At 36.5% G+C, this 20,752-nt stretch carries 22 protein-coding genes; 7 read left to right on the top strand and 15 right to left on the bottom strand.

What is annotated here, in order from left to right; genetic code table 11:
• Window positions 1-34 precede the first annotated feature (34 nt).
• Both AC0VYH_RS05195 and ald read left to right on the top strand, forming a co-directional pair.
• A complete protein-coding gene (locus AC0VYH_RS05195) occupies window positions 35-1,267 on the top strand; it encodes a PucR family transcriptional regulator (protein ID WP_475373391.1) in 1,233 nt (410 codons plus the stop codon).
• Between the two features lie 123 nt (window positions 1,268-1,390).
• Window positions 1,391-2,515 (top strand): alanine dehydrogenase, encoded by a 1,125-nt coding sequence (ald, locus tag AC0VYH_RS05190; protein ID WP_430243572.1) that lies wholly within the window; start codon window positions 1,391-1,393, stop codon window positions 2,513-2,515.
• Window positions 2,516-2,666: 151 nt separating this feature from the next.
• Here ald and AC0VYH_RS05185 read toward each other — a convergent pair whose 3' ends face one another.
• Both AC0VYH_RS05185 and AC0VYH_RS05180 read right to left on the bottom strand, forming a co-directional pair.
• Window positions 2,667-2,801, bottom strand: coding sequence for a hypothetical protein (locus AC0VYH_RS05185; RefSeq protein WP_430243909.1), 135 nt, complete (start codon window positions 2,799-2,801; stop codon window positions 2,667-2,669).
• Window positions 2,802-3,057: 256 nt separating this feature from the next.
• A complete protein-coding gene (locus AC0VYH_RS05180; RefSeq protein WP_475373390.1) occupies window positions 3,058-3,975 on the bottom strand; it encodes a DMT family transporter in 918 nt (305 codons plus the stop codon).
• Between the two features lie 405 nt (window positions 3,976-4,380).
• Between AC0VYH_RS05180 and AC0VYH_RS05175 the strand changes: the two genes are divergently transcribed.
• Window positions 4,381-4,584, top strand: coding sequence for a hypothetical protein (locus AC0VYH_RS05175; protein WP_098443859.1), 204 nt, complete (start codon window positions 4,381-4,383; stop codon window positions 4,582-4,584).
• A complete protein-coding gene (locus tag AC0VYH_RS05170; protein ID WP_430243582.1) occupies window positions 4,581-5,180 on the top strand; it encodes an ATPase in 600 nt (199 codons plus the stop codon). Before AC0VYH_RS05175 ends, AC0VYH_RS05170 begins: the two co-directional genes overlap by 4 nt.
• A gap of 121 nt (window positions 5,181-5,301) precedes the next feature.
• Here the strand turns inward: AC0VYH_RS05170 and AC0VYH_RS05165 are convergent, their stop codons facing one another.
• From AC0VYH_RS05165 to AC0VYH_RS05135, 7 genes are all read right to left on the bottom strand, one after another.
• A complete protein-coding gene (locus AC0VYH_RS05165) occupies window positions 5,302-5,832 on the bottom strand; it encodes a GNAT family N-acetyltransferase (RefSeq protein ID WP_283153698.1) in 531 nt (176 codons plus the stop codon).
• Window positions 5,833-6,083: 251 nt separating this feature from the next.
• Window positions 6,084-6,536, bottom strand: a complete 453-nt coding sequence (locus tag AC0VYH_RS05160; RefSeq protein WP_475367920.1) for a VOC family protein — start codon at window positions 6,534-6,536, stop codon at window positions 6,084-6,086.
• 160 nt (window positions 6,537-6,696) lie between these two features.
• The gene (locus tag AC0VYH_RS05155) at window positions 6,697-6,882 is read right to left on the bottom strand and encodes a hypothetical protein (protein WP_303533611.1); all 186 of its coding nucleotides are present in this window, start codon (window positions 6,880-6,882) and stop codon (window positions 6,697-6,699) included.
• A gap of 266 nt (window positions 6,883-7,148) precedes the next feature.
• Window positions 7,149-7,484, bottom strand: coding sequence for a hypothetical protein (locus AC0VYH_RS05150; protein WP_475366332.1), 336 nt, complete (start codon window positions 7,482-7,484; stop codon window positions 7,149-7,151).
• Window positions 7,485-7,656: 172 nt separating this feature from the next.
• Window positions 7,657-8,655: an LCP family protein gene (locus AC0VYH_RS05145; protein WP_475373389.1), complete on the bottom strand. Its 999-nt coding sequence runs from the start codon at window positions 8,653-8,655 to the stop codon at window positions 7,657-7,659.
• A gap of 51 nt (window positions 8,656-8,706) precedes the next feature.
• Window positions 8,707-10,029, bottom strand: a complete 1,323-nt coding sequence (locus AC0VYH_RS05140; protein ID WP_475373388.1) for a polysaccharide deacetylase family protein — start codon at window positions 10,027-10,029, stop codon at window positions 8,707-8,709.
• A gap of 580 nt (window positions 10,030-10,609) precedes the next feature.
• Window positions 10,610-11,026, bottom strand: coding sequence for a carboxymuconolactone decarboxylase family protein (locus AC0VYH_RS05135; protein WP_475373387.1), 417 nt, complete (start codon window positions 11,024-11,026; stop codon window positions 10,610-10,612).
• A 58-nt stretch (window positions 11,027-11,084) separates the two neighbouring features.
• Between AC0VYH_RS05135 and AC0VYH_RS05130 the strand changes: the two genes are divergently transcribed.
• Window positions 11,085-11,426 (top strand): Lrp/AsnC family transcriptional regulator, encoded by a 342-nt coding sequence (locus AC0VYH_RS05130; RefSeq protein WP_475373386.1) that lies wholly within the window; start codon window positions 11,085-11,087, stop codon window positions 11,424-11,426.
• A 325-nt stretch (window positions 11,427-11,751) separates the two neighbouring features.
• Here the strand turns inward: AC0VYH_RS05130 and AC0VYH_RS05125 are convergent, their stop codons facing one another.
• The gene (locus tag AC0VYH_RS05125; RefSeq protein ID WP_475365769.1) at window positions 11,752-14,703 is read right to left on the bottom strand and encodes a Tn3 family transposase; all 2,952 of its coding nucleotides are present in this window, start codon (window positions 14,701-14,703) and stop codon (window positions 11,752-11,754) included.
• Window positions 14,704-14,717: 14 nt separating this feature from the next.
• Window positions 14,718-15,572: a tyrosine-type recombinase/integrase gene (locus tag AC0VYH_RS05120; protein WP_475365768.1), complete on the bottom strand. Its 855-nt coding sequence runs from the start codon at window positions 15,570-15,572 to the stop codon at window positions 14,718-14,720.
• A gap of 383 nt (window positions 15,573-15,955) precedes the next feature.
• Between AC0VYH_RS05120 and AC0VYH_RS05115 the strand changes: the two genes are divergently transcribed.
• Together AC0VYH_RS05115 and AC0VYH_RS05110 are read left to right on the top strand one after the other, a co-directional pair.
• The gene (locus tag AC0VYH_RS05115) at window positions 15,956-16,399 is read left to right on the top strand and encodes a hypothetical protein (protein ID WP_475365767.1); all 444 of its coding nucleotides are present in this window, start codon (window positions 15,956-15,958) and stop codon (window positions 16,397-16,399) included.
• Between the two features lie 58 nt (window positions 16,400-16,457).
• The gene (locus AC0VYH_RS05110) at window positions 16,458-17,363 is read left to right on the top strand and encodes a hypothetical protein (protein WP_475365766.1); all 906 of its coding nucleotides are present in this window, start codon (window positions 16,458-16,460) and stop codon (window positions 17,361-17,363) included.
• A gap of 422 nt (window positions 17,364-17,785) precedes the next feature.
• Here AC0VYH_RS05110 and AC0VYH_RS05105 read toward each other — a convergent pair whose 3' ends face one another.
• The 4 genes from AC0VYH_RS05105 to AC0VYH_RS05090 all read right to left on the bottom strand — a co-directional run bounded on the left by AC0VYH_RS05105 (window position 17,786) and on the right by AC0VYH_RS05090 (window position 20,717).
• A complete protein-coding gene (locus tag AC0VYH_RS05105; protein WP_160920859.1) occupies window positions 17,786-18,130 on the bottom strand; it encodes a hypothetical protein in 345 nt (114 codons plus the stop codon).
• Window positions 18,131-18,295: 165 nt separating this feature from the next.
• Complete coding sequence (locus AC0VYH_RS05100; RefSeq protein ID WP_475373385.1) at window positions 18,296-19,117, bottom strand: DUF2268 domain-containing putative Zn-dependent protease; 822 nt, start codon at window positions 19,115-19,117, stop codon at window positions 18,296-18,298.
• A 145-nt stretch (window positions 19,118-19,262) separates the two neighbouring features.
• Entirely contained in the window at window positions 19,263-20,165 is a 903-nt protein-coding gene (locus AC0VYH_RS05095) for a collagenase (protein ID WP_475373384.1), read from the bottom strand.
• Window positions 20,166-20,552: 387 nt separating this feature from the next.
• On the bottom strand, window positions 20,553-20,717 hold the full coding sequence (locus AC0VYH_RS05090) for a hypothetical protein (RefSeq protein ID WP_475366330.1): 165 nt from the start codon (window positions 20,715-20,717) through the stop codon (window positions 20,553-20,555).
• Window positions 20,718-20,752: the final 35 nt, after the last annotated feature.

Genomic DNA, 20,752 nt, shown 5'->3' with positions numbered 1-20,752 from the left:
TCGTTTACGAGTCATAAGAAAGGAGTGGTAGAAAATGCATACCGATCAAGAACGTCATAACCCTTTTCAGGGGCCATTCCGTTCGTTAGAAGATTTAGCTGACTGCATTCGAGAAAACCTTGGCTGCCCCGTCACGATTGAAGATTCAGATCATCGCATTCTAGCGTATAGTTCACACGATGAAAATGTGGACCCTGCTCGTATTGCTACTATCATGAAACGAAAAGTTCCAGAAGATGTGATCAAAAGCCTATGGAAAAAAGGCATTATCCCTCAGCTATTTGAGAGTGATGATCCGGTTATTATCCCGGCGATCCCAGAAGTAGGGCTAGGACAAAGAGTGGCCATATCGGTTCGAAAAAACGAAGAGCTTCTCGGCTTTATTTGGGCTCAACTTAATTGGGAAGTAAAGCAAGAAGAATTAGCGCTTCTAAAAAAAGCGGCTAAAGTCGTTAAAAATCAAATTCTTAAACTTGAAATAAAGAAGCGACATTCAGAAGAAGGTCATCGCGAGTTTTTCTGGAAACTGCTTACGGGACATTATACGAAAGAAGCAAATATACTAAATCAAGCCTCCACCTACCAAATTAAGATAAAGGGTGAAATGGCGATCGTTGTCTTTGAGTTTAATGATGAAATTCAACAATCGCTCGAACGCCATATGAACTATTACATTCAGGCTTCTCACCAAATCGAATTAATCTATAGTACGTTGGATCAGAATCAGCTCATTCTGCTCGTTCGACCAACTGATCAAAAAAACACGGCCGAGCAGCTATCAGAATTTGTACAGGTGTTTGTTGAGAAAATTAGTAATCGCCTTGGTGTTGATACACTAAAAGGCGGAGCTGGTACGCTCTACCAAAGTCCTCTTTCGATTAAAGATAGCTACCGTGAAGCACTTCATGTGTTATCCATTAAAGAACGATTCAAGCGTGAAGTGATGTCAATTTATAGCTATCAAAATCTTGGGATCTATCAATTTATTGATCTTCTCTATAAAGAGCGCAAGCATTATCAAAACAATTATATTGAAAAGCTCAAGCAGTACGATGCCATTAATCACACACAGCTACTTGAAACGCTAGAAGTATATTTGCAGCACGATAGCAACGTGAAGGCCGCGGCTCAAGTTCTCCATGTTCATACGAATACGTTAAACTATCGGTTAAAACGCATCACTGATGTAGCAAATCTTGATCTAAAAGACGCTAATCAAAAAGTCACAATCTATCTCGATTTAAAAATAGAACAAATGAAATTATAGGGTGTTTGTGTAATTACACAAACACCCCCTTTTATTTTCTTTTATTTACACAATGTGAAATCCAAATAGGGCGTCTATAATCGTAGGTAATTGATCATTAATTAAGGCTAAGGGGATGAAATGATGTATATTGGTATTCCAAAGGAAATTAAAAATAATGAAAATCGTGTAGCGATTACTCCAGCAGGCGTCATCGCACTAACAAAGGCTGGTCATCACGTAACAGTTGAAACTGAAGCAGGAATTGGAAGCGGTTTCGAGGATATCGACTATCGAGAAGCTGGCGCCACAATTGCGACAGATGTAGCCGTTGTTTGGAATCAAGAAATGGTGATGAAAGTAAAAGAACCACTTCCTTCTGAATATACTTATTTCCGTGAAGGACTCATTCTCTTCACTTATCTACATTTAGCAGCTGAGCCTGAACTAACGAAAGCTCTTAAAGATAGCGGCGTAACAGCGATCGCGTACGAAACAGTTGTCGATCGTGGAACATTACCACTTCTAACACCAATGAGTGAAGTGGCAGGACGCATGGCTTCTCAAATCGGTGCACAAATTCTTGAAAAGCCTAAAGGCGGAAAAGGCATTTTGCTTGGCGGCGTTCCAGGAGTGAAGCGTGGCAAGGTAACCATTATCGGCGGTGGCGTTGTAGGTACAAACGCAGCGAAAATCGCGATGGGTCTTGGCGCAGATGTGACGATTCTTGACTTAAGCGCTGAGCGCCTTCGTCAGCTTGATGATATTTTCGGAAATGCGATTAATACGCTTATGTCTAATCCACTCAACATCGCACAAGCTGTTAAAGAAGCGGACCTTGTTGTTGGAGCCGTACTCATTCCAGGAGCAAAAGCTCCGAAGCTTGTAACCGAAGAAATGGTGAAAAGCATGACACCTGGATCTGTTCTTGTCGATGTTGCGATTGACCAGGGCGGAATCATTGAAACAGTTGATCACATTACTACGCACGATAACCCAACTTACGAAAAGCACGGCGTTGTTCATTATGCCGTAGCGAACATGCCTGGTGCAGTTCCAAGAACATCAACGATCGCACTAACAAACGTAACGATTCCTTACGCGATCCAAATCGCAAATAAAGGCGTAACGGCTGCGATCCAAAGCAACCCGGCACTTGAAAAAGGATTGAACGTAGCAAACGGAGCGATTACTTACGAAGCCGTTGCACGTGACCTTGGTTATGACTATGTTTCAGCAAACGATGCTTTGCTTGGCACGCATGCTTAAACCGTTAAATTGTAAAAGGGGAACTCCAATGAGAATGGAGTTCCCCTTTTTTTCATTCAATTAAAGCTCCAACTTTGCAAAAAATATCGAAATATAACTTGTCATAAGAAAAACATAGGACGAATTTAATCTCCCTCTGTTTTCCACAACATTATTTATCTGTCTGTTTTTGCTTCTTTTTTAAATACTCCGCACGTATTTTTTCAAGATGACTCTTTTTATCAAATTTAGCAGACGGCTGTTTCTCATGAAACTTTGTCACAGCTACCTTACTTTTGTGATCCAATTGATATCTTCCCACTTTGCTCACCACTTTTCTTCTCTTACAAGAGAATCTATTCAACAATATAATACACCTTATTTTACAGCAGTAATCTTTATTTTGAACACTTATTTCACAAAAAATGTACTTCTAGTTCTTAAAAACTTGCTCCGAAATTACTGAAGACTTGATCTCGAGATATCCTCAAGATTTTCAACTAACGCACCAAATAGGCTTTACTGCATTTGGTAACGAGTCGTGACAGGCACCGTCAAATGAATCACGCTTCGATACGGTTATATTGCTGTGGGCGATTTATTTTTTGGTTCTTTGATTCCTGCACGATGATCACAGAGCTGATCACCATGATCATTCCGATATATTGCCACGTCGATAAGGTTTCGTTGAAAATGAAGAACCCGATGACAGACGCGACGACTGGCTCAATCGTTGCTATAATCGAGGCACGGCTTGATTCCACATATTGAAGACCTTTCGTGTAGAAAATGAATGGGAGCATCGTAGAAAGAAAGCCAAGTCCGATTACGAGTCCTACCACTTTTAGATCGGTCAAAGTAGAAACTCTCGAACCTAATCCACTGAAAGGGACAATTACGAATGAAGCGAAAAGAAACGTGTACACCGTAACGGTTAGTGAGTCATATTTCGAAAGTGCTGCTTTTCCGAATATGCTGTAAAGGGCATAGAAAAATCCTGATCCTAGTCCAACGATTAATCCATATAGCGAAATGGATGCGGTGGAGCTAGAAAAGATTCCAATTACAAGGGAACACCCTATCAACGTAATCATTAGGGCAGTGACCTTGCGAGCGGTCAGTGATTCTTTGAAGAGAATTCGAGATAGAATCGTAACAAACGCCGGTGCTGTATAAAGTAAGATGAATGCAATCGAAATAGAAGACTCTTTCATAGAACTGAACAAACACCAATTAAAAAGAACAATACTAATAATACCGGTACCTATGAAATACCCGGAGTCCCCCACCTTTATTTTGAACAGATGACGATTCTTTATAAAAACATAAGGGACCATGAAGATGGAAGCCGTTAACACTCGCATTGCTACGACTTCAAGCGGCGTAAATCCTATCTCATAAAGGTACGTTACGAAAATCCCTATTACTCCCCATAGTGAAGCTCCGATTGCAATCAGTAGCCATGCCGATTTACTTTCCATCAACATCCCTCCTATCTATAATCCATTTATACTAACACAGGACTAATTCCCCTTCAAAACCATATCTGGATTTAAGTAAGTATAAATTAAGGTCCAGACATCAAACAATTAAACAAATCTACGCAAATTATCTCAAATCCAAGTTTTCTAGAATGCCGTACAAATTTTCATACTAATCATTTCAAAAAAATTCCCCATAACTCAATCTTTATTTACAGTTAAAAGGAGCCTATCTATTACAGATAAGCTCAGAGATTGTTTAATAACTGTTATTTCAAAGACATTTCTTCCTCAAGTGATTGTCGTTCCATTTCTGGCACCTCAGTAGTCAGCTATTGTGAAGCCTTATGAAAATATTCATTTCATCTGATATAATTAAATTACAAAATAAAGGTGGTGGTTTATGTGTTAGAACGTGAAAGTGAATCACAAGGAAGAAAGTTTGCTTGGGTGGGTAAATGGGCAAAAATGACTGGTGATCGTGCAAAAATTGATGCCAAGGTAAATAACACCTATATCGTTTATGATACAGAAAATGGCCTTGTGAAAGAGTATCCTGATGGAACCGTTGTAAAGTTTGACCAAAAACCAGATGGTGATATTGAATGACAAAGCCAAAGCTCCCTCCCATGATGTATGTTTTTGCTGGTAACAATGGGAGTGGAAAAAGCACGCTACGTAACCTTCTAATTGATAAGTTAGGCATAGACATTAATATTGATCCTGATTCCATTGCGCGTAGATTGGATCCACAATCACCTGAGACGAAACAATTAGCAGCAGGTAAAGCAGCCGTAAGACTGATTTACGAGTGCATTGAAGAAGAAAAGAGTTTTTCAATTGAAACGACGCTCGCTGGAAAAAATGCGATTCACCAAATGACCAAAGCCAAGGAAAAAGGATTTGAAATTACAATGTTTTATGTTGGATTAAGCCACGTCACGCAAAACATTGAGCGAGTCGCATTACGAGTGAGGAATGGTGGCCATCATATCCCAACAAAGGACATCCTGAAAAGAGATATCACTTCCAAAGAAAACCTACTTCAACACTTGTCACTCATTAACAACCTCGTCGTTATCGATAACAGCAAATCAGATGGAGAATTGATTTTAGAAATATCTAATAACCAATTAACCTTCGAAACTGATGAGATACCTGACTGGGCAGACCCTATAAAACAGAAATTTAATACTCTAAGGTGAAAGCTTCTTCTATTGGTTCATAGAAGAAGCTTTTTAATGTAACTAAGGAATGAACACAAACTAAACAATCGCTCCGAGTTTGTTGAAGACTTTAAATCAAGATGATTTGTATGGCTTTAATCTACTTTTCTTCCAGCCACTCCTTCTCTAAAATACTCATTTCCCATAAACTCCAGTATTCTTCACCAATTTTCCTTGATTCTCTCAGTAAACCTTCCTTTTTAAATCCAGCCTTTTCATAACAAGCAATTGCTGAAGAATTAAAGTCAAACACACCAAGACTGACTCTATGTAAATGTAGTTCATCAAATGCTACTTTAAGAATTTCGGTCATCATTTGTTTGCCGATCCCTTTTCCTCTTACACTCTTATCGCCAACTAATACTTTTCCTACTCTTGCAGAGTTATTTCCTCTATCGATTTTACCTAACGAAATATGTCCTATTACTGTTTCAGTTTCTCTATCAAAAACACTATAAATTAATACTTCAGAATCATCATTGTTGGCATCCTTCAAATAAACCCCAAGCTGATCTTCATCTAATGGAAAAGTGAAATTAGGACCTCCCCATTGTAGTAGGAACTCAGGAGTTTCAATCCAATTTATAAGTTTATCAAAGTCAGCACGTTCAAAAGGTTTCAATTCAATCATTATAAATGTCTCCTCATTTCATTTCGAATCGCTTTAATCACATTTAAAACGATAACTGTTTATTTTATTCCTGTTTTGCTTCGAGTTTGTTGAATGAGAATTCCCTTCGAATCGAGACGGATTGGCATATAACGTTTTCGCGTGAATCTGCTTCCCTACTTCTTCGAATTACTTTCACACTGCTTGTCTGTTTTAATTTTCACTTCAGTAATTTATATTTCAGTAAAGACTCTTTATAATACCTCACTTACTTATTTGTTACCGAGTTGTTCTGCCAAACCGATTAGAAGTCCTTCGATTCCACGAATGTAGCAGAGCCGATACGAGTCCTCGTATTGAACCATTTCGCCAACGAGCTGAGCACCATACTTAGTGAGTCTTGATACCATTTCGTCAATGTCTTCAACGGTGAACATGACGCGTTGATAACCGAGGGCATTTACAGGAGCAGTCCGGTGATCTGATATAGTAGGTGGGGTGAGAAATCGCGAAAGTTCAAGTCGGCTATAACCATCTGGGGTAACCATCATAGCAATCTCTACGCGCTGAGAACCCAATCCTGTTACGCGACCAGCCCACTCACCTTCGACAGTGGCTCGCCCTTCGAGGCTCAAGCCAATCTCCTCGAAGAATGAGATTGCGGCATCAAGGGATTCTACAACGATGCCGACATTGTCCATTCTGAGTAACCTGCTTTTTGCCATAGTTAGATCACTCCTTTTAAATTTTGATCAAGACTATAGACTAATAGCACCGAACTCAGGTAAATTTATATTAAGTAATAACGTTCCTGGTCTTCTAGATAAGCTCCGAGCTTGTTGAAGACTCGATCTCAAATTAATCTATCTTGTAATGATCGAAGTTTTACGTTCGATCAGATTTCTCTTCTAATAACCTATCTATCTTCGCTTCCACTCGCCCTAGTCTAGACGCTCTCTTATTTAATAAAATGATGAGCATCACAATCCCTACAGGTATAGCTACTAAAAGAAGAAATGCAATAACCTGGAATATAACATCCCCAGTATTAAATCCAGCTGCTAATAACATAAAAAACCTCCAATTAAAATAAAAGTACATTCATAAAAAAATTGCTAACTTATCACTTAATTCCAATTATTTCAAAGCACACCCACATACTCAACCTTATTCTAAAAAAAGACGTAATTCCTCAGTTGGGGATTACGTCTGATAAATGAAGATTGATATTCCACGTTTACAAAGCTATGATATTAAAGAATTGCTCCGAGATTGCGGAAGAAAGAAAACCTTTAATGATGTGGGATTATAAAATTTTTGAGAACTCATTGGTCCATTTATTCAATTTGTTCAATTTCTTTTGTTTGAAAATCAATAGTATAGATCTTTTTTACTTTTACTTCGCCACTACTATGATCGTAAACTCTAATATAATATTTTGTTCCTTCTTCTTTAATAAAGTCTACGGTGTATTTCTGCTTTTCTTCGTCACTTAGTTTATTAAAAATCATAACTTCTGCATTATCCTTAGATAATGTGCCATTCTTTTCGGCTATTTCATCACTAACTGTTACTCCGCTCTCGACTTTTTTCTCAGAAACATTTCCAGCGCAGCTTACCAATCCAAATAGTAAAGTAGCCATTACAATGCCAAACGATGAGCTTCTCTTCATAGGAACACTCCTATCTTACAGCTTCTTTCCCTAAATCCAATATTAAGAAAACGCTCCGATTTAATAGAAGACTTGAAGTCAAGATAATTGGAACTTTACTCCTTTAGATGCAACATTTTTAAATATATCTCATTTATTTTTCATTACTTTCCTCAACTGTAGTATCTTATTATCATGATAACTTCAGTGAGTTTTTTAACTCTTTCTTCAGTAACTCTAACTGGTTAAGATCTGGTATAAAGTATGAAGGTCCGGGTACTTTAGGTGTCGTCCCCTCTATCTTTTTTGTTTGAATAGATGTTGAGCTGATTGATGGAAATTTTTGCTGCAGGGCAAGCATGTCACTTGGTTTTAAATTAGTCTCAACGTTATCTTTTAACACATCAGAAATCTTATTAATTTCAAATAGGGTGTCCCCTGACTTGACTTCATCTACCGTAGCTTTAATAAACTGTCTTTGACGTTCCTCTCTTGAGTAAACAGTATTCACATCACGCTTCCTCATTCTTACAAATGCAAGTGCTTCTTCCCCACTCATGTCGGTTTTTCCCTCATCAAAATAAATCCGATCATTCGAATAGTAATCTTTTTCCCAAAATGGATATTTTACATCAACCTCAACTCCGCCAATAGCATCAACAATGTCATGAAATCCCTCAAAATCAACAGCAACATACTTATCTATCGGTATACCCAAAAGATCTTCCACCGTTTCTACGGCTAACTTTTTAGCTCCGTAATTTGTAAGATATCCGTATGTATAAGCAGCGTTTATTTTATGAGTTCCAGCGTATTCAACCCCGACTTTTTCTACTGGAACTTCCACTTTCGTATCCCTGGGAATACTTGTCATAGTCGCTTCCTTTGACTTAGGATCAAGGGTTAAAACAATTTGGGTATCAGCTCTTCCACCTTTTCCATCTGAAGAATAATTTTCGATTCCTAGTAACAAAATCGAAATAGGTTCATTTCCTATTTCTACTTTCTTATCTCTTAATTCCGACATATCATTATCTCGTTTAAGTTCACTATAAGATTCCTTCGCTGTATCATATACTTGAAATCCTAAATAACTACCGACGCAAATAACAAGAAACAAAAGTGATGAAAGACCAATGAGTATTTTTTTCTTAAACTTTTTTCTTCGTCTATTTTTAAATCTGTTATTCATAGTTATCTCCTTTTCTCTTTTTCTCCTTTAGATAATCAAATTATGGTTCTCTTAAGTCTTTCCATAATAGGTTCCGGCAGTATATTTTTCTTGCATGGAAAGCAATTGAGAAACAGTTAAGAAGTGATAGCCTTCCTCTTCAAGTGTAGTCAACAGCTTTGGTAACGCATCGGCTGTGGTAGGATGTACATCATGTAAAAGGATAATTGATCCTGATACCACTTCTTTTTGAACCAGCTGATTGATTGCTTCAGTATTTTTGCTTTTCCAATCCAGGGAATCAACTGACCATAAAATAAGAGAAGAACCGTTATTTCTAGCGACCTTCTCTACATTGGGATTGATAGCACCATAAGGAGGTCTTATGAGAGTAGGAGATTGACCCGTCGCTTCCAATATCTTTTGATTTGATTTTTGAACTTCTTCTACCATTCGAGATTCTCCTATCTTCGTCAGGTCCATGTGATGATCTGTATGGTTGCCGATCTCATGGCCTGAGTTAGCAACTCTTGCAGCAATAGATGGATATTTCTCAACTTGACTTCCCAACATAAAAAAAGTTGCTTTCGCATCATGTTGTTTTAATATCTTTAGCACCCGTGGCGTTACTTGAACACTCGGACCATCATCAAAAGTAATTGCAACGTATTTTTCTCCAGGCTTGAGAACTTTTTCGTCATTGTCCTTTTTTTCTTGCACAGTAGATATTTTTTCTTTAAGTGGAACTTCAATTTCTAGAGTTCCAGTCTCACCTTCAGTAATGTTAGATTTCTCAAGATATAACGTAAGAGCACTTTGGTTTACCAACCAATTCCATGAATTAGGATCTTTCAATGCTTCATTTACCTTTTTATCTATTAGATTATTCTTAACCACATCATCCTTTTTCAACTGCCTTTTAATATTAGAACGTACTTCATCTAACGTTTTCTCGCTAGTAGTCAAGATATCAGTTAATTGTAAGATATTATGACTTGAGTCGATCGTAAATGTTTTTACATGATTCTCACCATAGATCGAATCCACTAGTTTATAAGAGTTAAAAATCAAACTAGTTGTATCCTTCGCTCCTTTTTTTACATTAACTTGAATCGATAGGTGGGCTCGATTACTTGCTCCAAGAACATCTTTTTGTGATTTCACTTCAGATAAAAAACTCTCTTTCTGTTTCGTAATCCACTCGCGAATCGATTTTTTAAGGAGTGAATTTTCAATAACCGGGGTGTTAATCAGCATTGTATAACGATCAGTGTTTTCTGTATCTTGCTCAACCTCTATACTCGAAACCTCTTTTTCATCTTTCTGTTTGACCACCTCTTCACTGCTATCACCAGTCCACTTACCTATACCTATAATAATAAATACTCCCAACAAAATAAGAACAACCCATCCTGGCCATTTTATTCGCTTGAAAGGCAATCTTCTAATCATACTTTGTCATCCTCTTTGTTTTTTCTAGGGGGGATAAAATGTAGCAATTAGACTTAGGTTCACAACAATATAGCATTGTTAACCAGAAAATCGAAAACAAATTCTAATGAATGAAAATTGATTAATATACTAGTAATTTACTAATAACTACCTTATAAAACACACCGGTATATCCATTGTTTTGCAAAGAAAACAGGAAGCTCAATCCATGAACTTCCTGTAGGTTGTGAACGGAAAGAATCCCATTCCACATTCATTTTCACTGATATGATCATCCATCGTGAGATATAACGGATGAAATCATCTCCCCCCAAATCTATATACATCATCAGTACCTTTTAGATTTTAAAGTCGAAGCAATTTAAAATCACATTTTATATATTACAATTATTTCAAAATAACCCAAATAAATCAATACTATCTTTCAAAACAAAATCCTCTTCAATTACATAAAAAGTCCTCCAACTTATGAAAAGCAAAATAGTGCTATTACTTGTTCCGTATAGAGTGAACCTCGTTATTTCTAAGAAGGATCAGGTTGTAACCCTATAATTGCACCAAAGAACTGAGAGGCTGTAGTAAAACATATATATGCACAAAGTTCACTTATTTCTTTTTCATTAAATGTATCATTTAGCACATGAAATACAGCCAATGGCATATTGCCTCTATATGATAAAAATGCTTCTGTAAATCCTACTGCAACTGACACCTTCTCATCAAATAATTTGGGATCGGGACGCCCTTTTGCCTTGCAATATTCACACCCGTTTTCCTGAGCCAGAGTCCTTCTAACTTGCTCTTTCAGCTGATAAGATAAGAAGCCCTCGGCTTCTAAGACCTCTCCTAAGTCGTTCCATTTTTCCATTACCAATTGATTATGTCCTAATAATCGTTGAAACGAACTACTTCCAATTTCAGATAACGTTATTCTCGCCATTAATCTTCCCTCCTTCTTATGATTATAGAAAAGATCACTACTAGGAAGAATCATAGGTATGTCTTCTCCTGCTGTAACAGAAAGAATAAAGCAAATGGAATCATTCGGAGTAATCAAGGGATACCACTTACAAATCGACTATGAAAAAGCGGGATATCCAGTAAGCTGTATCATAGAAGCCACTGTTAAAAATGGGCAGTACGAGTTGTTTAAGAAAAGAATTGAGCAACAGACGAATGTGGAATACTGTCACCGGATTGCAGGGCAAGCTTGTTATATGATGAAATTACATTTTGAGGGGTTAACTGAAATAGAAGGTTTTATAAATGATTTTTCAGATTTAGCACAAACCGTTACACATGTTATTTTTTCAAATGTTGAAACAAAGCAACATTTTTAAAGTTATCATTAAATTAAAAACCTAATTACCAGAAAAGGCGCACGTCTATTAAAACAATGCGCCTCCTAAATTAAGGTTTTGGTCCTACACATTCATCGAAGAAAAGCTCCGAGATACTGGAAGATGGTAAATAAAGATCCTTCTGTCTTAAGGTTAAGACTTTTCTTCTTTTGATAACAGTCCAACAATGAACATGACAATAGCGTATATAATAATCGTAGTTATTAATGGGGTACCGCCAGCAAAACGCGGAAAACGTACGCTAAGCAAAATTCGACACGAAAATAGCCGATCTTCTATACGTTAAGAAGATTCGGCTATTTATTTATTTCATATTTAAAGGACGCAATACATCTACACTTGTTCTAGCTTTAGAATCAAAACGATATTCCCCTAGGAAGTTAATATGCTCCCACCCCAATGGGGAGATATGATTCAATAAATCCTCTTTTAACTCTCCCTTTTCCCTTAAAACAGCAACAGCCTTCTCCAAATAGACAGTGTTCCATACACAGATAGCATTAATGATGATGTTTAATGCACTAGCTCGCTGGAGTTGATCTTGAAGAGCTCGTTCTCTTAGCTCTCCATGTTTGCCAAAGAAAATGGCCCTTGCCAATGCATTCATAGCCTCTCCCTTATTTAACCCTTTTTGAATCCGTCTTCTCATAGAGGCATCTGCAATATAATCCATCATGAATATGGTTTTTTCAATTCTGCCCATTTCTCGTAATGCTTTGGCAACCTTATTTTGACGAGCGTAAGAACCTAATTTCCCCATAATAAGAGCACCAGATACTTTTCCAACTTGAATGGAATGAGCTAAACGTAATACATCGTCATAATTCTCATGAATAACTTTCTGGTCTATTTTACCTCGTAAAAGGGTTTGAAGTTCAGGAAAATCGCTAGGTGGACTCATTGAAAAAAGTTTTGAGTCTGATATATCTCGGAGTCGTGGGGCAAATCGGAAACCAAGCAAATGGGTTAAACCAAAAATTTGGTCGGTGTATCCTGCTGTATCGGTATAATGCTCTTCAATACTTAAGTCAGATTCGTGATGAAGTAACCCATCTATTACGTGTACTGCGTCCCGTGCGTTAGTATTAATCACTTTATTATAGAAGGAAGAGAATTGGTCACTCGTAAAACGATAGATCGTTGCGCCTTTCCCTGTTCCATAATGGGGATTGGCTTCAGCATGTAAAGATGAAACTCCGACTTGTACACGCATGCCATCAGAAGAGGAAGTGGTCCCAGTCCCCCAATAAGATGAAAGAGCGCGTTTGTGATGAAAATTTACAAGGTGTGCTTGCGCACGATTCATTGCATCCTCGTACATTCTCCATTGAGAAGTGTTAGCCATTTGCCGATAAGAGATATTCGGGGTTGCCTCAGCCATTTTAGTTAAACCAATGTTCGTTCCCATAGCCATTATGGTAGCTAATAGAATCCTCTTTTCTTCTTTGTCGGGAATCCGACCCGTTGAAGCGTGAATGAATTGCTCATCAAAATCTGTCCAATTGGTTACTTCCATTAATAGGTCTGGGAGTTTAATTCGAGGAAGCATAGCATAGAGGGACAAACTGAAGTCCCTTGCTTCCTCCGGAACATCCTTCTCTAACCGTTGAATATGTAGTTTCCCCTTATCTAGATTAATCCCTTCTAAATCATTACTATTTTTCGAAAGCCATTGGAGACGCTGGTTCAATGATGTTTCTCTTTCAGCCAAATAGTTTTCTGAAGAGATAGGTACTGCTAAATTATTTCCTTTGGAGCGATGGTTTTGCCACTCTTGTTTTGTCACAAAATAATCGTCAATATCCTTGTGTTGCCTGCTGCCCACCACTGAAATGTCACCAGAACGGATATGATTTTTTAATTCTGTTAGTGCGGCCATTTCATAATAATGTCGGTTAATAATGCCATTTTCATCATAGACATGTTTTTCCCAGCGTTTTGGAACAAAACCGACTGGTGATCCTTCTGGTAATTTCCGTTTTCCTGATTCATTCATTTCATGTATGGTATCAAGAGCCTGTATTATTGGTTTCGCAGCTGCAGTCGAACGAAATTCTATGGATTTAAGCAACGATGGCGTATACTTTCGTAGATAAAAAAAGCGCTGTTCTAACAAATCTAGGTAATCATAATTCGATGGACGGGTGAGCTCTTTAGCTTCCTCCACGGATTGAATCATTTTTTCCCATGGCATGACAGCTTCAATCGTTTCAAAAGGATCTAGGCTTTCCTTTTTAGCTTTTATTAATGCTGTACCTAGATTAGTGAAGTGAATTAACTTTTCATTCACAGTTTTTCCATTTTGCTTCTGCATTTCCTCTTGTGCTTTTCGACCTTTATTTTGAAGAGACACAATCTGTTTATCATGTATATCAATAGCCTGATCAATAAGGTCCTGGCTCAAGTCCAGTATGTAAGTCACTAAAACACTGTATTTTTTATCAGATTTAAATCTCCGAAAAGCATAAGGTTCATACCTGGCACCTAGTCGCGATAATTGGCGAAAACGATTGGGATGAATGTCGTGGGTATTGACCTTTAAATCAAGTTTGCGAATACATTCTAATCGTTTAATGACCTTCAAAAATGTATCAGGTGAGGAAGTGCCTGGATTTTCTTTCAACCATGCTAGTGTCGTTTTACCGTTTTCCATTGCAGGTTCTAAAAGAGAATCTAATTGTTGTTTTTGTTTCGTCGATAGGGCATCATTGAGTGTTTTGAAAATCCATTTTTCTGCTCGATTACGCGCCTCCCATATGATCCTTTCTATGGTAGTCATTCCAGGTAAAATAACCTTTCTTTTACGTAACTCCTCAATGGCCTGCCGAATTAGAAGTATTGCATTTCCGTTTTCAACAGCTCGATGAAATAGATAACGTGAAAGATAGCGATATTCACGTAAAGAAAAGTTTTGGTACCCGTATTCTTGTCTAATCTCTTCCATATGCTCTCGTCTTGTAGCTTCTCGTTGAGCATATAACGTGAATGATTCAGGATCGATATCTAGCTGTTTGGCCAGATATGACAAAATTAATGGAGGGACTTCCTTAATATCAGATAAGGACCAGCCTGGATATCGAAGAAGACATAATTGAACAGCAAATCCCAATCGATTGTGCTGCCTACGATGACGATTAATGATCTCTAAATCATAGTTAGAAAAGGTGTAAAAGGTGGCGAGCTCCCATTCTGTAATATTCGATGGACGCATGAATTCTTCCCGTTGTTCAGGAGTTAGTAACTCTTTTCCTCTCATCCATTTTCTCCTTCCTATAATAATTCCATTTTACTCTTTAATTTTGTTTGGTCCGGGTTGGTGTATAAAAGCGTCGTATTTACATTGGAATGTCCAGCTTGATTCGCAACTTCATGAATACTAAACCCTTTTTCAATGGCGTTCGTACAAAAGAAGTGACGAAGTTGATGGGGGGTAATCGTCTGACTATACTTGTTAAAGAGGCGGTTAACGACGGTACGATCAAGTCGCTCTCTTTTTTTACTAATAAATAAGTAGGGTGATGCTTGAGAAACAACAGAAGCTTCTCTTTCTTTCATATACTCCCTAATAGCATAAATAATCCTTCTGTTTAAAAGGACAACGCGTTGCTTTTCTCCTTTTCCATTTCTGATAATACATTCACCAGTCTGCAGGTTCATATCATTTAATTTAATGGATAATGCTTCAGAGATTCGTAGTCCGGTATAGGAAAGAAGGACCACGATTGCATAGTTTCTTTTATTTTTACTCTCCAAGATATTTTGTAAAAACTGTTTCACTTCTACCTCGGCAACTTTTGTAGGAGAAGCATAGGCCCTTTGAATTTTAAGCATATCTGTTTTATAAATCACCTTTTCCTCTTGTACCTTCTGATCAATCAGAAACGAATTAAATTTTGCCAGACTACTGATCTTATGATTAATCGTTCTAGCATTTTGGATTTTAACGTTTTTTAAAAAACTAATATATTCTAGAATGTTCTGTCGATACAATGAGTTACATTCTAACCCATACGATCCTTTGAACCATGTAAGATATTGCTGAACATTTGATAGGTAACCTTTAATGGTATTTTCGCTTTTTCGTTCTTGTTGAAGATAAAAATTAAAATCTTTTAATAAGTTCATAGTCACTGACCTCGTCAATAAAATTGTGTTGCATTAGAAATAGACGTATTCTTAATCAATTGTGTTGCGTAAACCAATTTAAATATACCCCTAAAACCCAGTCAATACAACACAATTAATATTGTGTTGTGTTAACTCCAATACATCGAAACAATAGCAATGTATGTTAAATGATTCCATGCCCTTAAATTAGAAAAATTTCCATTTTTTTAAAATAAGAAGGATACCTTCTTGCGTTTTTAGAATATATAATTAATCCGTTAGAAACCAGGGGGTGAAAAATTCTTTAAATCCTTCAAGTCATTATGGTTATGTTGGGATGACTCAAATTAAAAATTTATTGGGAGGTTTTTGTAATTAAACCACTATTTAAGAAAGTAGTAGTGTTTGCTACGGTAGTCACTTTGTTTGGTGTTAGTGGGAATGTCGATGCCTCAGTCAAAAAAGAGCACAAACCTAATGTTGAAGGATTTCTAGAAACCCCCAGCAAAGCTAATGGTAAATCTATTGATGGTGGAAATGCTGTAGCTAGTGGGACTGCTATTTCGGCTACAACAAGTGCTTATTTAAGTAGTGGTAGAGTGAACACTTGGGGTAGCACTACAACAAGTCAAACAGTCCCTGATATTAGAGTGGCAAATTATCTCTACAAAGGGGATTCCTTAATTAATTGGAAAAGGGATAAGCGCTTAGGTACCTTTGCATATGCTAATGCAGGTAGCACTATTTATGTTTCGGGCAACTACTATCATGGTTCCTCACACCACTATGTGATGGATGATTGGGGACAAGCGTGGTCTGATACTACAATAGATAGTGATTTGTAAGTTTAAAAGGTAGGATGCTTTAGCTCCTACCTTTCTATTTATATATCGGAGGTACATTATGAAGAGGCAAATGATATCTGTAGTTTTATTAATATTACTATCAAGTTGTTCTTTTCAAACGGAAAAAGAGAATCAAACTGAAGATGCAAATAAAATTCAAGGTACAAGTGAGAATCAAGTTAGTTTTACACTTGGGTTATTTGACGAAACAGCAACCTCTCAATTAAATATTACACATGAAATTAATAATAATGATAACTATACACCTAAAATAGTGATTCATAATAGAAATTCTTATGAAGATAACTATAGAATTCTGGTTTTATTAGACTACAAACAAATAGAATATCAAAGTAAAGGTGAAACTGTTGAGTTTTTAGATATAAATGCAAAACCTAATGAACAAATCAATCTTGACATCAGTATACCAAGTATAAAACCTGGGCTACACGATTTACTTATAGTATGTATAAGGGAACCTAACAAGTCACTTGCAAAAGAAGCGTTTATCCCTCCTGAAGTATTTTACTTATCTAAACGGACTAACCTTTTGGTAGGTGCTAATGAAAAACATGAATTTAAAGTTAGTCCTCTTAACACAAGTAAAGGAGAGCCTATTCCTCCAATCTTAACTACAGAACCTAGAGGTGAGCTAGAAGGTAAGATAATTACTCAAATCAATAAAGAAGAAGTACCTTCTGAATTGTGGTTGAATTTCTATGGGGAAAAGGAGAAAAGTTACTATATACTATCATTCCTTGATTCCAAACAATTAGAAATTTCAAAGGAAATATATTCACCGACAAATGATGGTATATTGAACATCCCCATTGACTCTAGTAGATTAGATAAGGGAAACCTTACCATGATGGTAGTAGAAAACCCTTATTCAAAAATGGAAACAAGCGATGGTCAAGTTAAGCCTTGGTCAGTAGACTTTGTTAATAAAATTACAATATATTAATTACCTAATAAGGTAAATAGCCGATAGTCCTCATAGTAAAGAGGATCGGCTATTTTCATGTCGAATCTTGCTTAGCGTACGTTTTCCGCGTTTTGCTGGCGGTACCCCTTAATAAAGTTAACGGATTAAAATGATCATGTAAAAATGGGGACAAAACTATTACTATTACCAGTAGTATTACACCAGCTATTTTTTGGTTTTTCTTCTTTTTTGCAACTTCCATTTTCAATGATAACCTCCCTTTATTCCTGGGTTGCTCTTAAATAATGAAATAGCTGCAAAGACACCTTACTCAACTTTCGCTCCGAGATAATGGAAGATGGTAACGAATCCTACTGTAGTTTTCACCTATCTTCATACGGAAGACTTAAATTCGACATTTCTTCAGGACTCTCAGATAATGTAATCAATAGAATAATATTCTAAGTTGCCTTTTCTACTTCAAATTTCAACCTATTTAAATCCCATACGTCCTCTTCATAATTTTTAATAACTTTCACCTGTACTTCTTTCCCTTCATCATATTGATCTGGATTGGATACTCTTATAGTGTGTGAATCTGGCATCTCTTCAAATATATATGGCGTGCTAGATGATTCTGCATCACTAATTGTTGACCAAGATTCGACTTTGATCTCCATTTCCCCACTTTCATTGTTGATTTTAGTTATCTCTCCTTCAATAAATGTTGCTTCTTCAACCTGAAAGCAACCTATCAAAGTAATAGCTAAAGTTGCCATAATGAAAGTTATCTTGCTTTTAAACACTTGGAACCCACCTTAAGTACATTAATAATAGTGCTTGCACTTCACACAATCCTGTGCAACAACTTAATACCAATTATTTCAAATCCGGACATAGAATTCAATCTTTACTTCATATATAAAAGAGCTTATCTTATTAAAGATAAGCTCCGAGTTTATGGAATAGCATTATTTTATAAACTGATCGCTAGGTAATATTGTTAAATCCTTTATAGAAATATTTTTGTCTTTATCTAGAAACCACTTTATTAAGTAAAAACCTAATGAATAGCCGCCCCAAAACGGTAAACCTTTATCTTTACTTCCGAACATATATAAATCCGTTATGGTTCCTTTATCATCGATATGATTCTTATATGTACTTTCCCATATTGTTTTAGCTTGAGTTTCAGATAAAGCATCTTTATAAGGACCAAGATATTCCTCACCTAATCTTTCCTTCACAAAATGCTCTGCTAATCCTTCTAAAACCATTCGGTCCAGTAACGTTTCTCCATCTTCTTTCAGCCCTAATGCACTGATACGCCAATGGTGATGGTATTCGTGTGTTACGACAGATTTAATTGTTGAACGTACGTTTTCTTCTGGAAGAATCGCAAAACACATCTTTCCATTCCAATCCGTAAAAGCTGATACGCCATTAAGTTTTGATTTAACAAAATCATCATTTTTATCTAAAATGAACAACTCAAATTGTACAGGTCTATTTGACGGGTACTGTTTTTGCAAAAGCTCCAATTCTTCTTGTATGAAGTTTTCATAATCAAGCGATTTCATATTGGTCAATTGTTCTTCAAGTGAGACGATGTCATTGTTTAAATTAAACATTCCGAAGAACATCATCATTTCAAATTCTTCTTCATCAAATTTGAAAATATCCAAGAGAATCTCTTTCCTGTTTCCATTAAGAGATGATTTTACTAATGAAATAAATTTCTCCATATCAACAAGTCTATCTTTATTTATAACTAGACTATTTAGTTGGGTCATTGTTCTCCCTCCTTTCTCAAACAAAACTAGTTTCCAATTAAACTGCGCTAACCCTAGTTAGAGCGCTTACTTTTATTAAGCAATTGCTCCGATTTAATGGAATAAAGATAGTAGCACTCAGCACTATCTTTAGTTACCATAACCATTACTTCTCTAACTCTATTTGCACCTTCTCATATAAAGCATCATAGTGGAACCCGGTAACATCTGCGAAGCTTTTTTTGAAATTACCAGAAGCGCTAGTAGCTTCAATAATATCTTTAATGACAGATCCTCCTTTTTCCTCTATGAGAAATTTGATTGTGAAGTAACTTTGATCATAAACATCCGTCCCTATTTGTTTTCTTGCAGCGACCCATTGATTATGACTCCTAAGCTGATCATAATTCACGTGCTTGAAATCACTTGCTTCAACAACCGTTCGATCATTTGATATGTATTCAGCAATTCCTTCTTGGAACCATAAGGGATATGAATCTATTCCGTATGGGGTGATTTCAACTTTACGGTCAAAAGTATAATGGGTAAATTCGTGCAATATGCTCTTTTGAAAAAAGTAGAGTGGAGTCTCTTTTCCGTTTAATATCCCCTTCTTGTCATCTACTTTGATGCCTATGAATAACCCGAAATGGTCATAAAAACCAGACACACTATGCAAATTAGAAATGTTTTGAAAATCCTTTTTATTACTAAAAAAGATAACATCTACATCTCTTTCCTTTATATTACCTAAAATTTCTCTGTTTTTGGTCTTAGCCCAGTCAAGTGTATCCTCAATCAGTGGAACTAAGTCATCATCCTGTTTATCAACATAGAAAGAAATGTTTTGATAGCTTTGCATATCTTTTGAAGCCTTTGCTTTTCTCTCTAATTCACCATCAAAGTTCAAATTTAGTATAGTTGTCACTGCTTGAAAATAAGTAACTGGCTCTCCTGCATTTTCTTCAACTACACTATGAAAGTATATAATTACGCCTATTAGGAGTAACAGAAGAAGAAAAAGTATACTTGAAACGATGATAACAATTATTTTTGTAGTTTTTTTCATTTTACCCCCTATTCGATCTCCGTTCATCCTAAGACTAATTTACGACAACTGGCCAAAACCTAAATAGACAGCTTACTTTTTATTCAGCAAATGCTCCCATTTCTTGAAGAATAAAAATATAGAGGATACTTTGCTTTGTTTAACTGTTAGCTATTGCTGCCACTATGTTATGAATTCCTTGACTAATTGATTCTATATCTCCACTGATTTGATAAACATAAAAGCAAAGAAATGCAAATGAAATGGTGATTACTCCAAGACAAAATGCTTTAAATACTCTATATGTATTCTCATTAATTTAGATCTCCCCCTTTACCAGATACTAAACCTTAACTCTCGGCTGTTCCGGCATTAATGAATCGCTCCGATTACATTGAATACTGAACACTACTCTTTATCTTTCAGGTTTTTCAGTTCGCTTTCAAGGTTTTGAACCTTTTCCTTTAATTCCTGATTCGGTTGTATTAACCTTCTTCCTATAATGATTAAAGTACCTATAACTGCAACAACTCCGCCAATAACAGCCACTACTCCTAATAAAATAAGATCCAAGAAACCATCCCTCCTAAATATAGCTAATTCCCTAT

The organism is Anaerobacillus sp. QJM3NY_32, from assembly GCF_056173645.1.
The sequence above is the reverse complement of the archived record's forward strand: the minus strand, read 5'-3'. Positions and strand labels throughout refer to the sequence as shown.